This is a genomic window from Pseudomonas sp. R5-89-07 (genome assembly GCF_003851685.1).
In the GTDB taxonomy this organism is placed as follows: domain Bacteria; phylum Pseudomonadota; class Gammaproteobacteria; order Pseudomonadales; family Pseudomonadaceae; genus Aquipseudomonas.
Genome location: NZ_CP027727.1, coordinates 1,966,659 through 1,978,958 on the forward strand (window position 1 = coordinate 1,966,659; position 12,300 = coordinate 1,978,958).

At 62.4% G+C, this 12,300-nt stretch carries 12 protein-coding genes; 7 read left to right on the forward strand and 5 right to left on the reverse strand.

From position 1 onward, the window contains the following. Positions 1–83: 83 nt before the first annotated feature. From fabB to C4J94_RS09130, 5 genes are all read right to left on the reverse strand, one after another. Positions 84–1,304 (reverse strand): beta-ketoacyl-ACP synthase I, encoded by a 1,221-nt coding sequence (fabB, locus tag C4J94_RS09110; protein ID WP_124366438.1) that lies wholly within the window; start codon positions 1,302–1,304, stop codon positions 84–86. 11 nt (positions 1,305–1,315) lie between these two features. Continuing rightward, positions 1,316–1,831 carry a 3-hydroxyacyl-[acyl-carrier-protein] dehydratase FabA gene (fabA, locus tag C4J94_RS09115; protein ID WP_003210552.1) on the reverse strand — a complete coding sequence of 172 codons (516 nt, stop codon included), beginning with the start codon at positions 1,829–1,831 and terminating at the stop codon, positions 1,316–1,318. A 249-nt stretch (positions 1,832–2,080) separates the two neighbouring features. Next, on the reverse strand, positions 2,081–3,982 hold the full coding sequence (locus C4J94_RS09120; protein ID WP_124385846.1) for an ATP-binding protein: 1,902 nt from the start codon (positions 3,980–3,982) through the stop codon (positions 2,081–2,083). Next, the gene (locus C4J94_RS09125) at positions 3,979–4,908 is read right to left on the reverse strand and encodes an ABC transporter substrate-binding protein (protein WP_124385847.1); all 930 of its coding nucleotides are present in this window, start codon (positions 4,906–4,908) and stop codon (positions 3,979–3,981) included. Before C4J94_RS09125 ends, C4J94_RS09120 begins: the two co-directional genes overlap by 4 nt. 1 nt (position 4,909) lies before the next feature. After that, positions 4,910–7,030 (reverse strand): TonB-dependent siderophore receptor, encoded by a 2,121-nt coding sequence (locus tag C4J94_RS09130; RefSeq protein ID WP_177413446.1) that lies wholly within the window; start codon positions 7,028–7,030, stop codon positions 4,910–4,912. A 195-nt stretch (positions 7,031–7,225) separates the two neighbouring features. Here C4J94_RS09130 and C4J94_RS09135 point away from each other — a divergent pair, with 195 nt between their 5' ends. The 7 genes from C4J94_RS09135 to C4J94_RS09165 all read left to right on the forward strand — a co-directional run bounded on the left by C4J94_RS09135 (position 7,226) and on the right by C4J94_RS09165 (position 12,247). After that, positions 7,226–8,251, forward strand: a complete 1,026-nt coding sequence (locus tag C4J94_RS09135; protein WP_124385848.1) for an NAD(P)H-dependent glycerol-3-phosphate dehydrogenase — start codon at positions 7,226–7,228, stop codon at positions 8,249–8,251. Between the two features lie 10 nt (positions 8,252–8,261). After that, complete coding sequence (locus C4J94_RS09140) at positions 8,262–8,609, forward strand: DUF4389 domain-containing protein (protein WP_124385849.1); 348 nt, start codon at positions 8,262–8,264, stop codon at positions 8,607–8,609. Beyond that, positions 8,606–9,055 (forward strand): phosphohistidine phosphatase SixA, encoded by a 450-nt coding sequence (gene sixA / locus C4J94_RS09145; RefSeq protein WP_124385850.1) that lies wholly within the window; start codon positions 8,606–8,608, stop codon positions 9,053–9,055. Before C4J94_RS09140 ends, sixA begins: the two co-directional genes overlap by 4 nt. 75 nt (positions 9,056–9,130) lie before the next feature. Further along, positions 9,131–9,574 (forward strand): hotdog fold thioesterase, encoded by a 444-nt coding sequence (locus tag C4J94_RS09150; protein ID WP_124385851.1) that lies wholly within the window; start codon positions 9,131–9,133, stop codon positions 9,572–9,574. 97 nt (positions 9,575–9,671) lie between these two features. After that, positions 9,672–10,475, forward strand: coding sequence for an alpha/beta fold hydrolase (locus C4J94_RS09155; RefSeq protein WP_124385852.1), 804 nt, complete (start codon positions 9,672–9,674; stop codon positions 10,473–10,475). Next, entirely contained in the window at positions 10,472–11,326 is an 855-nt protein-coding gene (locus C4J94_RS09160) for an alpha/beta hydrolase (RefSeq protein WP_124385853.1), read from the forward strand. Before C4J94_RS09155 ends, C4J94_RS09160 begins: the two co-directional genes overlap by 4 nt. A gap of 102 nt (positions 11,327–11,428) precedes the next feature. Next, entirely contained in the window at positions 11,429–12,247 is an 819-nt protein-coding gene (locus tag C4J94_RS09165) for a DUF4892 domain-containing protein (RefSeq protein ID WP_124385854.1), read from the forward strand. Positions 12,248–12,300 lie beyond the last annotated feature (53 nt).

Consider the following 12,300-nt stretch of genomic DNA (forward strand, 5'->3'; position numbering starts at 1 on the left):
GCAGCTTGCCGCTTGAAACTGATTGCTCTGAAAGCAAAAAGCCCCGAACCAGTCGGGGCTTTTCATTGGATCAAGCTACAGGATTACTTACCCTGCCAGCGTTTCAGCACCAGGGTGGCGTTAGTGCCACCGAAGCCGAAGCTGTTGCTCATCACGGTGTCGATTTTTACATCTTCGACGGTCTTGGTCAGGATCGGCATATCGGCGACGACCGGGTCGATCTCGTCGATGTTGGCCGAGCCGGCCATGAAGTTGCCTTCCATCATCAGCAGGCAGTAGATCGCTTCGTGAACGCCGGCGGCGCCCAGGGAGTGACCCGACAGGCTCTTGGTGGAGCTGATTTTCGGCGCCTTGTCACCGAATACCGCACGCACACCTTCCATTTCCTTGGCGTCGCCGACCGGGGTCGAGGTGCCGTGGGTGTTCAGGTAGTCGATCGGGGTATCCACGGTGGACATCGCCATCTGCATGCAGCGGATGGCGCCTTCACCGCTTGGGGCAACCATGTCGTAGCCGTCGGACGTCGCGCCGTAGCCGACGATTTCGGCGTAGATCTTCGCGCCACGGGCCAGGGCATGTTCCAGCTCCTCGACCACCACCATGCCGCCACCGCCGGCGATGACGAAACCGTCACGCTTGGCGTCGTAGGCACGGGAGGCCTTTTCCGGGGTTTCGTTGTACTGGGTGGACAGCGCGCCCATGGCGTCGAACAGGAACGACTGGCTCCAATGCTCTTCTTCGCCGCCGCCGGCGAATACGATGTCCTGCTTGCCCAGCTGGATCTGCTCAACGGCAGTCCCGATGCAGTGGGCGCTGGTGGCGCAGGCCGAGGAGATCGAGTAGTTCACACCCTTGATCTGGAACGGCGTGGCCAGGCAAGCCGAAACGGTGCTGCCCATGGTCCGCGTTACACGGTACGGGCCGACGCGTTTCACGCCTTTTTCGCGCAGGATGTCCAGCGCTTCCATCTGGTTCAGGGTAGATGCGCCGCCGGAGCCGGCGATCAGGCCGGTGCGTACGTTCGATACCTGGTCTTCGCTCAGGCCGGAGTCGGCGATCGCGTCTTTCATGGCCAGGTAGGCATAGGCGGCAGCGTGGCCGACGAAGCGATAGATCTTGCGATCGATCAGTTCTTCGAGGGGCAGGTCGATGGAGCCGGAAACCTGGCTACGCAGACCCATTTCGGCATATTCCGGGTTGAAGCGGATGCCAGGGCGACTTGCACGCAGGTTAGCGGTGACGGTCTCTTTGTCATTGCCCAGGCAAGAAACGATGCCCAGACCAGTGATAACGACGCGGCGCATGCGGATAACCCTTAAAAGTTGTCAGTGGAAGTGAATACGCCGACCCGAAGGCCTTCGGCAGTATAGATCTCGCGACCGTCGACAGTCACCGAACCGTCGGCAATGGCCAGGTTCAGCTTGCCCTTGAGGACGCGCTTGATTTGAATGTTGTAGGTGACTTTCTTGGCGGTCGGCAGGACCTGGCCAAAGAACTTCACTTCGCCCGAACCCAGGGCGCGACCGCGACCCGGCAGGCCTTGCCAGCCCAGGTAGAAGCCGACCAGTTGCCACATGGCATCGAGGCCCAGGCAGCCCGGCATCACCGGGTCTCCTTCGAAGTGGCAGGCGAAGAACCACAGGTCAGGGGTGATATCCAGCTCGGCGACCAATTCACCTTTGCCGTACTTGCCACCTTCTTCGCTGATATGGGTGATGCGATCCACCATCAGCATGTTCGGGGCGGGCAGTTGCGCGTTACCTGGGCCGAACAGCTCACCGCGACTGCAGCGCAGCAGGTCTTCCCGAGTAAAGGCGTTTTGTTTGGTCATGCGAGCTCCTCAATAATCCCATGCGGCAGGGCAGGGCAAATCTTCCCGAACCGAATGAAGCGTTCATGCCTCATAGCGGTAGCCTACACATAGACTATTGCGTTGTAGTGAAAGTCACAGCGTCAAGGTACTCAATGTACACTTGTTCACTGAAATGTTAAACCGGACCTGTTTATCAGCCCGTTTGGGTGCCTAAGACTGCCGCACTTTCGTCTTCCACGCCAGTCGGACTTGGCTTAGCCACGACAGCTAATGCACCCAGCGCTCGAGGATTTGCTGCAAATCCGTGCGTTTGAACGGTTTGGCCAGGTAATCGTTCATTCCAGCGGTCAGACAGGCCTCGCGATCGCCCTGCAAGGCGTTGGCCGTCAGGGCAATAATCGGCAGATCGGCGCAGCCGGGCAGTTGGCGGATTTGCCGGGTGGCCTCGTAGCCGTCGATCACTGGCAGGCGGCAGTCCATCAGGATGGCCGTGAAGATCAGGCTTTCGGCGCTGCGGATCGCCTCGGAGCCATCGGTGGCCAGGCTGACTTCAAAGCCCAGGCTGCGCAACATGGCTTCGACCACGGTGCGGTTAACCGGGTTGTCTTCCACCAAGAGTATGTGCCGTCCGTCGCCCGCACTGGTTTTGCCTGCGGCGTCCGGGGTGATGGCAGGCAAGCTTTGTTGGTCGAGAGCCAACGGAATTTCCAGGGTGAACACCGAACCCCGGCCTTCTTCGCTTTGGGCGCGCAGGGTGCCGCCCATGCGTTCGGCCAGGGTACGGGCGATCGGCAGGCCGAGGCCGGTACCGCCGTAACGTCTTGAAATGGAACTGTCGGCCTGCTGGAACGCATCGAACATCAATTCCAGGCGCTCGGCGGAAATACCGATACCACTGTCGCGCACGGTGCAGGTAAACCACAGCAGTTCATGGTCCAGGGTTTGCCAGTGGGGCTCCACATGCACGGTACCGTGCTCGGTGAACTTCAAGGCATTGCCGATCAGGTTCACCAGAATTTGCCGGATACGCGTCGGGTCGCCACGCACCCGCAGGGCTTCCATGCCCGATGGAATCGGCAGCTCCAGAGCCAGCCCGCGCTGCTGCGCACTGTGCTGGAACGCCTGGGCGCAACTGCTGATCAGGTCCGCCAGGTTGAAGGAAATATGTTCCAGCTCCAGCGCGGCGCGTTCGATGCGCGAGAAGTCGAGGATGTCGTTGATCACCTTGAGCAGGTGCTCGGTGGACTCGGAGGCCAACGCCGCGTACTCGGTCTGCTCTTCGGTCATTTCGGTGGTTTCCAACAACTGCAGCATGCCCAGCACGCCATTCATGGGCGTGCGCAGCTCATGGCTCATCATCGCCAGGAAGTCCGACTTGGCATTGTTCGCGCGCTCGGCTTCCTCGCGGGTCTGGATCAACTGCGCCATGGCCTGCTGCTGTTCTCGGCTGGCCTGGTTGAGGCCTGCGGCCAGGTTGTTGATGTGCCGCGACAGGTCGCCCAGTTCGGAGTCGTCGACAATCGGCAGCGGTGTCGTGTAATCGCCCTGCTGGATGGCTTTTACCGCGTGCCCCATGGCGCTGATTGGCTGCGACAGGCTGGCGGCCAGGCGTCGCGCCAGCAGGAAGGTAAACAAGAGTGCGAACAGCGCCAGAATGCCGGCCTTGAACAGGATTTCCTGCTGGCGTTGGCTGAACGCGTCGTTGGACATGCCGACGATCACCCGGCCCAGGTAGTCCGCGCGTGGCGCCTTGGATTCGTTGAGGTTGTCCTGGAAAAAGTCATTGCCCAGCTGGATGTGCTGCAAGCGGATCGGAGCCTGGAACACCTTCACCGACAGTGAGCGGTCATGTTTCTCCGACGGCTGCTCGACGTACACCAGAATATTTTCGGCGCTGTCCTGAATCTCCAGGAAACGCACGTGGGGGGTGGCCAGGGTCGCGCGCAGCAGGGTGTCGAGCACATCGTTGTTACCGGAAATAACCCCGTACTCAGTGGCAGGCGCCAGTTGGTTGGCGATCAACTGCCCGGTGTGGTCCAGTTCCTGGCGCAAGTCCTGGATGCGCACGAAGGTAAAGAAGCTGATCAACAGCAAGGTCAGCAACAGCGCGGGACCCAGGGTGATGAGCTGGGTGCGGGTATTGATGTCCCAGCGACGGCGCAAGGTCATGGGCGTTGATCTCCTTCGGCCAAGCGGGTGGCGACGGCAGCTTCGTCGACCTGTTCGATGCCCAGTGAGCGCGCAACTTGCGGGTTGCCCACGACTTTGAAGTGTTCCGGGTAGAGCGTGCGCGGCCAGCTGGCCGGCGGATGGTCCAGCAGGCGATCGAGCACGGCGAGCCAGTCGGACTGGTCGCTGTAGGTGCTGGCCAGGCTGCCGGCCCGCACGAACCCGGCATTGGGGCCCACCAGCGGCAGTTGTTGGGCATAGCTGCTCAACAGCAGGTTCTTTGCGGTTTTAGGGTTGTATAGTTGCGGGTCGTCCAGGCCCAGCAGCACATCACTGTTCTTGAACAGGGCTTGCAGGGGGCGGCTGTCACTGGTGTTGTCCCAGCGTTGGGACACGATTTCCAGGCCCAGCGGCGCGGCATACTGGTCAAGCTCGGGCAGCAGGAATTCGCTGTCGGCACCGTACAACACGCCAATACGCCGGGCCTGGGGCAAGATGCTGGCGATCAGGCGCAACTGGCGCGCCAGCGGCGGGTCGCTCCACAACAGGCTGATTTTAGCCGGGTGGGCGCCACCCAGGCGTTGGTGGGCCTGCAGGCGGCTGATGCGCAGCACCAGGGTCGGTGGGCCCTGCGTATCCTGCAAGCGCCAGTCAAGGCCGGGCAGGTCCAGCAGAATCAGGCGGGTATTGGCGGGCAACTGGCTTGGTGCGGGCAGGTTTTTCAGCAGGGTGAAGGAGACATGGTCTTCGGGGCGCTGCTCGATAAGGGCCTGGGTAAAGGCTTGGACACCGGCACCGTCCTCGGCAGCGGTCAACAGAATGTCGGCGCTCCACACGGGCCTCGCGAGCAGCAGGCACGCCAGCAGCAGGCCGCGCCGCCACAGCCGCGAAACAACAGGGAAGGTCATCCGTGACGGGTCGCCCATGTCAGAACTCTAACTGCGCGCTGAAGTAGAGCACATGGCGATGGTCATAGTTGTTGTCGGGCCAGGTGGTTGGCTGGTTATCCAGGCGTTGCTGCAGCATGCCGGCCAGCTCCACGTTGGCCTTGCCCAGGGCAATGCGCTTGGCCACCCGCAGGTCGACCCGTTCGAAGCGATACTCATTGAGTGCGTCATCACCATAATAGAACAAGGCGCTGGACCAGCCGTGGCCCCATTCACGCAGCCAGCCGGCCGAGCCGCTGTTGCGCGCGGTCTGCGCTTTGTCCAGTGGGTTGCTGGAACTCGCGTCGACGTAAGCGTAGGTCAGGCGCAGGCGGTCGGCGTTGCTCACGCGCCAGTCGAACTGTGATTCTGCACCGGTAAAGCGCGCGCTGTTGGCGTTGCTGGCGATATATTGGTTGTTGCGCAACGGCGAGCTGATCATGTCGGTGATTTCGTCATAGAACAGCTTCACGTCGACATTCAACCCGAGGTCGGCAAAGAAGCCGTTGTAGCCCAGTTCTCGCGAGCGCATCAACTCTTTATCGAGGTTGCCCGGCCCGCGTGTCACCACAAAATATTGCCCGGAGTTCTGCCCATAGGTGGGTGAGCTGAGGTTGGTGACGCGGTAGCTCCAGTTGACGTTGTTCTCGAACATGTCCGGTGAGCGGATCGCCTCGGAGTACACCGCCCGCAGGCCATGACGCGGGTTGATCAGGTAGTTGACCGCCACGCGAGGCGTCAGCGAATTACCGCTCAAGTGGGTGTCTTCGTACATCGCGCCGCCTTGCAGCAGCCAGTGTTCGCTGGCCCGCCATTCCAGGTGGCCGAACAGGCGCCACGTGGTGTCGTCCAGCGTCCCGTTGAAGTAGGTGTCGGAGTCGGCGCGGTCGTAGCGGTAATTCATGCCGCTGACCAGGCGCAGGCTGTCGGAAAGGCTGAAGGTGTCTTGCACCTCCAGGTCGTAGCGGCTTTCCTTGGCGCTCTGGTCGATATCGCCGCACACGCTCTGGTTGGCGCCGTTGCGCCACTGGTCCAGTACCTGGTTGCCCAACGCTTGCTCGGCGGCGCTTCCGGGTGGGGCGCTGCCCTGGCTGAATTGATCCATGTGCCGCGCCAGCCGTTCGGCGTAGTTGGGGTTGAGCTGCCACAACTGGGTCAATTCGGGACTGAACGATACCTTGGCGTCACAGGCTTTCCAGATCTGCCGACGGTCCCATTGCTGAGCCGACCCCTGGATGTACAGGCTGTGCTCGGGGCTGAAGTCGAAGTTCCAGCGCATCGAGCCCGCATAATCCTTGGCGGTGGCGTCGGAATTGGTGCCGCCCTCGGTAATCCCGGCGAATACTGGAGCGTAGGTATAGGGGCGCTGATTGGTCCCTTCCTTGGCATCCAGTTGCCAGTCGATGCTCTGTTGCGCATTCAACGTCTGGCTGACCGCCAGGCTGAACCGGCTGAGACGGCGGCCGTCACGGCGGTCGGCGCCGGCGGCGTCGCTGTCAAAACCATCGTCTTCCTGCCCGGACAGCGACAGGCGCAGATCACCGGTTTCCCAGCCCACGCCCTGGCTGGCATAGACATCGTTGATCCCGCGTTCACCCCGGATAACCTTCACCCGCGTGCCGTGGCTGTTGGCCGGCGAGCGGGTGAGGATATTGACCACCGCCATCAGCGCGTTGGCGCCGTAGCTGACGGTGTTGGGGCCACGGAACACCTCGATGCGCTCGATGTCTTCCATGGCAACCGGAATATCGCTCCAGTCCACCGTGGCCAGGCCTGCGCGGTACACCGAGCGCCCATCGATCAAGACTTGCATGCGCCGGGCATCGCTGGCACTGGTGCCGTGGTAGTTCACCGCCGCCTGGTTGCCGGTGGTGTAGCCGACCATCATCCCGGGTACCAGGCGCAACAGCTCGGCAATGTCACGCGCGCCGCTGGCCTTGATCAACTCGCTGTCGATCACGGTCATGCTGCCGGGCACCGCAGCGGCCGATTGCTTGAGGCGGGTGGCGGTCAGTACCTGCGGCAGCGGTTGGCTGTCGAGAAACAGGTCGTCGGCCGACGCACTGGCGCTGCAGGCCAGCAACAACAGCAGGAACGAGCGGGGAGGAGGGCCCAGATACACGGCACGGCCTTGATAATTACGGATAGCCGCCCATGTTAACTGAGGTGAGGCCTTTTGCCAGTCGTCAGCCTTGCAATTACTTCGCTCAAGTGTGGCATTTTCCGACAAGCGCACGAATTTACGCGGGGGCTGGCCGCAAGCGGGTCGCCCCGTATAATGCCGCCATCGCCACTGGTATGGATTAACGGATTGCATATGACTGAACAGCGCCCTATTGCGGTCCTGGGAGGCGGAAGTTTTGGTACCGCCGTGGCTAACCTGCTGGCCGAGAACGGCCATGCGGTGCGCCAGTGGATGCGTGATCCCGAGCAGGCCGAGGCCATCCGCGTGCACCGGGAAAACCCGCGTTACCTTAAAGGCATCAAGATTCATCCGGCGGTCGAGCCCGTTACCGACCTGCTGGCAACCCTCACGGCCTGCGACCTGTGCTTTGTCGCGCTGCCCTCCAGCGCCTTGCGCTCGGTGCTGGCACCCCACGCCGAACGCCTGGCGGGCAAGCTGCTGGTCAGCCTGACCAAGGGCATCGAGGCGCAGACGTTCAAGCTGATGAGCGAAATCCTCGAAGAAATCGCACCTCAGGCGCGCATTGGCGTGCTGTCGGGGCCGAACCTGGCGCGGGAGGTGGCCGAGCATGCGCTCACCGCCACGGTGGTCGCCAGTGAAGACGAGGCCCTGTGCGAGCGCGTCCAGGCAGTGCTGCATGGCCGCACCTTCCGCGTCTACGCCAGTGCCGATCGCTTTGGCGTCGAGCTGGGCGGGGCGTTGAAGAACGTCTATGCCATTATCGCCGGCATGGCCGTGGCCTTGGGGATGGGCGAAAACACCAAGAGCATGCTGATTACCCGCGCCCTGGCGGAAATGACCCGTTTTGCCGTGAACCAGGGCGCCAACCCGATGACGTTCCTGGGCCTGGCGGGCGTCGGCGATCTGATCGTCACCTGCTCGTCGCCCAAAAGCCGTAACTATCAGGTCGGTTTCGCGCTGGGCCAGGGCCTGAGCCTGGAAGAGGCCGTGACACGCCTGGGCGAAGTGGCCGAAGGGGTCAACACCCTCAAAGTGCTGAAGGCCAAGGCCCAGGAGGTCGGTGTGTACATGCCGCTGGTCGCCGGGCTGCACGCGATCCTGTTTGAAGGGCGCACCTTGAGCCAGGTCATCGAGCTGTTGATGCGCGCCGAGCCCAAAACCGATGTCGACTTTATTTCCACCAGCGGTTTCAACTGAGGAACGCGGCATGAACGATTCGAAAGCAGCCCCCAAGTATGAGTCCATTGTGCTGCGCATCCTGTGGATGCTGGTGTTTGCGCTGGTGTGGCAGGTGGCGCAGTTCCTGCTCGGCGCCCTGGTAGTGGTGCAGTTGATTTACCGGCTGATCTACGGCGCGCCGAACCTGGGCCTGATGAACTTCGGCGACAGCCTCAGCCAGTTCCTGGCGCAGATCGGACGCTTCGGCAGCTTCCACACCGAACAAAAACCCTGGCCGTTCGCCGATTGGCCTACCCCGCGTGCACCGGAAGGCGAAGCCGCCCATAGCGTGCCGCCAGCGCCGCACCCGGTGCGCGATGAAGAGCCCAAGCTATGAAGCTGTGGATCCTGCGCCATGGTGAAGCCCAAGCGCATGCCCGCACCGACGCCGAGCGCAACCTCACCGAGCACGGTCGGGACGAAGTGTTACGCAGCGCTGCGCACCTGATCGGCGAGCCGCTCAGTGCCATCATCGTGAGCCCGTATGCGCGGGCACAGCAGACGGCGAATCTGGTTCGCGAAGTCCTGGGCTTCGCGCCAGAGATTCGCACGGTGCCGTGGCTGACGCCTGAGGGCAATCCGGCGCAGGTGCTGGAAAAACTCGATACTGATGACAACGTGCTGCTGGTCAGTCATCAACCTTTGGTGGGCAGCCTGATCAGCTTTTTACAGCACGGGCACCCGCGTCAGCCGCAGCCGATGTACACCGCCAGCCTGGCGGAACTGGAAGGGGATTTCCCGTTGGCGGGGCTTATGAGCCTGGTCAGGGTGCACAATCCATAGGCTATATCGATACGGTGCGTGTGCTATATCTATGGCAGGATTAGGGCCGTAATAAAACCAACAAGGACACCCCATATGAGCCTGTGGCGCACGCAACCGAATATCGAACACCTCAATGCGATCCAGAAAAACACCATCGGTGAATTGCTGGACATTCGCTTCGAAAGCTTCGACGACGAATCCCTCACCGCCAGCATGGTGGTGGATCACCGCACCCATCAGCCCTACGGCCTGTTGCATGGCGGCGCCTCCGTGGTGCTGGCCGAAAGCGTGGGCTCCATGGCGGCCTACCTGTGCATCGATGCCAGCAAGTTCTATTGCGTGGGCCTGGAGGTCAACGCCAATCACCTGCGCGGTGTGCGCAGCGGCCGAGTAACGGCGGTGGCCAAGGCCATTCATATCGGGCGCACGACCCAGGTGTGGGACATCCGCTTGACCAGCGACGAGGGCAAGGCCAGCTGCATATCGCGCTTGACCATGGCCGTGGTGCCCTTGGGCGAGCAGCCACCGGCGCGATAGGCGTGGCGTGAGTGTCATCATTCCTGGCGGTTACGGTCATTGCCGTAACCGCCAGGCATGGTGACAATCGACGTCTGTCTTTGTAGAGCGATCCGGTATGTCGCAGCACGTGTTTTTCGCCCACGCCAATGGTTTCCCGTCGGCCACCTACGGCAAGTTGTTTGCCGCCCTGGCTCCCGAATATGCCGTGGCGCATCTGCCACAGCACGGTCACGACCCCAGGTTTCCGGTGGACGATAACTGGCAGAACCTGGTGGACGAACTGATCCATCATCTGCAACAGCAGCCGGAGCCGGTGTGGGGCGTCGGTCACTCCCTGGGCGGTGTGTTGCATTTGCATGCCGCCATGCGCTGCCCGCAGCTGTACCGCGGGGTAGTCATGCTGGACTCTCCCGTGTTGACCCGTGCCGATCGCTGGGTGATCCGCGCCGCCAAGCGCCTGGGCTTCATCGACCGGCTGACCCCAGCCGGCCGCACCCTGGGCCGTCGTGAAGAATTCACTGACCTTGCGGCCGCGCGCGCTTACTTCGCCGGCAAGACCCTGTTTCGTGGTTTCGATCCCGAGTGCTTTGACGCGTATCTGCAACATGGCCTGCTGCAAGTGGGCGACCGCCTGCGTTTGCGCTTCGACCCGGCAACGGAAATCAGCATCTATCGGGGCGTGCCCCACACCAGCCCCGGCCAGGTGCGCCAGTTGAAAGTACCGCTGGCGGTGGTGCGCGGTCGTCAGAGCCGTGTGGTGATGCGTCACCATGCCAGCGGCGTCGGTCGCCTGCCCATGGGTGAACTGCTCACCATGCCCGGCGGCCATATGTTCCCCCTAGAGCGACCCCAGGACACCGCCACCTTGATCAAGAATCTGTTTGCCCGCTGGCAAGCCCATGAGCGCAGTTGCGCATGAGCGCGCCCGTGGAAGAAGTGCGCCTGAGCCTGCCGCATATCGAGTTGGCCGCGCATCTGTTTGGGCCTGAAGACGGTCTGCCGGTCATTGCCCTGCATGGTTGGCTGGACAACGCCAACAGCTTTGCGCGCCTGGCGCCAAAGCTGCACGGGTTGCGTATCGTCGCGCTGGACATGGCCGGGCACGGGCATTCGGCGCATCGTCCGACGGGGGCGGGTTATGCCGTGTGGGATTACGTGCACGATGTCTTGCAAGTGGCCGAGCAACTTGGCTGGCAACGTTTTGCATTACTTGGCCATTCCATGGGCGCGATCGTCTCCCTGGTGCTCGCCGGAGCATTACCCGAGCGCGTGACGCACCTGGGCTTGATCGACGGTTTGATCCCGCCGACCGCCAGCGGCGAGAACGCGGCCGAGCGCATGGGCAGGGCATTGCAGGAGCAGTTGAGCCTGCGGGGCAAGCGCAAGCCGGTCTACGCCAGCCTGGATCGAGCGGTCGAGGCGCGGATGCATGGCCTCGTCGCGGTCAGTCGCGAAGCCGCCGAACTGCTGGCCCAGCGCGGTTTGATGCCGGTGCCGGGTGGCTATACCTGGCGCAGCGACAGTCGCTTGACCTTGGCGTCGCCGGTGCGTCTGACCGATGAACAAGCCATGTCTTTCGTACGACGAGTGGCTTGCCCGACGCAGTTGGTGGTGGCGGCTGACGGCATGTTGGCGAAACATCCCGAATTGCTTTCACAGCTACCCTTTAGCGTAACGACGCTGCCGGGTGGTCATCATTTGCACCTGAATGACGAGGCCGGCGCGGTTCTTGTTGCAGACTGTTTCAATCGGTTCTTCTCCGCGCCTTGACTTGGCGCGGTCAACTGCCGAGGCTGGGCGGATTGAAAGGGAGTCAACCATGAACCATGTTAAAACCGCTGCGAACCTCCATGGCCGGAACTCACTGATCCGATGAGCCTGGCTAAAGGCTGTATCCGTGCCCTTGGGCTGTGCTGTTTCAGCCCGCTCGTGTTCGCCGCCGATGTGCCGGGAAGCCAGGATTTACCAGGCATTGCCCGCCAGGTGGACGCGCAGATCGTCGACTATCGCCCCGCTGAGGAAAGGGAGCGCATCTACCCCATGGGCGCGATCCGCAAGATCAGCGGCCAATTGCGCTCCGAAGGCCAGGCCACCGCCCGTGGCCAAGCCACCGCGATCACCTACGAACTGCCTGCCGAGCACAGCTCCAGCGCCGCCTTTACCGCCACCCGCGAAGCCCTGCAGGCCAAGGGCGCGCAGCTGTTGTTCTGGTGCCAGGCCCGCGATTGTGGCGAAAGCAGCCTGTGGGCCAACGAAGTGTTCGGCAACGCCAAGCTGGTGGGGGCCGATGGCCAGCAGGAGTATCTGCTGTTGCGTCTGGCGGCTCCGCAGGACAACTCGCTGGTGGCGCTGTATGGCATCACCCGTGGCAATCGCCGCGCCTATCTGCATGTCGAACAACTGGACACCAGCACGCCACTGGGCAATCTTTTGCCCACTTCGGCAACGCTGTTGCGAGAGTTGAAAAGCACCGGCGAGCTGGACTTTCCTGCGCTGGGCGCCGAGCCCGATACCACCTGGCTGACCTTGATTTCCCGCGGGCTGAACCTCGACACCACGTTGCGCGTCAGCCTGAGCGGAGCCAATCCCGAAGCCTGGCGCCAGGGCCTGATCGACAATGGTGTTCGCGCCGCGCGCCTGGAAACCGGCACCGGCACCGCTGAAGGCCTGCACGTGCATCTGATACGCTAGGTGCCACAGGGCGAACGGACCTGCGCCGTTCGCCTAAGCTCTCTTCCTACAGA

Coding starts and splice junctions, on each gene's coding strand:
- fabB (WP_124366438.1), bottom strand. CDS start 1,304: ATGCGCCGCGTCGTTATCACTGGTCTGGGCATCGTTTCTTGCCTGGGC.
- sixA (WP_124385850.1), top strand. CDS start 8,606: ATGAAGCTGTGGATCCTGCGCCATGGTGAAGCCCAAGCGCATGCCCGC.
- C4J94_RS09135 (WP_124385848.1), top strand. CDS start 7,226: ATGACTGAACAGCGCCCTATTGCGGTCCTGGGAGGCGGAAGTTTTGGT.
- C4J94_RS09120 (WP_124385846.1), bottom strand. CDS start 3,982: ATGACCTTGCGCCGTCGCTGGGACATCAATACCCGCACCCAGCTCATC.
- fabA (WP_003210552.1), bottom strand. CDS start 1,831: ATGACCAAACAAAACGCCTTTACTCGGGAAGACCTGCTGCGCTGCAGT.
- C4J94_RS09140 (WP_124385849.1), top strand. CDS start 8,262: ATGAACGATTCGAAAGCAGCCCCCAAGTATGAGTCCATTGTGCTGCGC.
- C4J94_RS09165 (WP_124385854.1), top strand. CDS start 11,429: ATGAGCCTGGCTAAAGGCTGTATCCGTGCCCTTGGGCTGTGCTGTTTC.
- C4J94_RS09125 (WP_124385847.1), bottom strand. CDS start 4,908: ATGGGCGACCCGTCACGGATGACCTTCCCTGTTGTTTCGCGGCTGTGG.
- C4J94_RS09150 (WP_124385851.1), top strand. CDS start 9,131: ATGAGCCTGTGGCGCACGCAACCGAATATCGAACACCTCAATGCGATC.
- C4J94_RS09155 (WP_124385852.1), top strand. CDS start 9,672: ATGTCGCAGCACGTGTTTTTCGCCCACGCCAATGGTTTCCCGTCGGCC.
- C4J94_RS09160 (WP_124385853.1), top strand. CDS start 10,472: ATGAGCGCGCCCGTGGAAGAAGTGCGCCTGAGCCTGCCGCATATCGAG.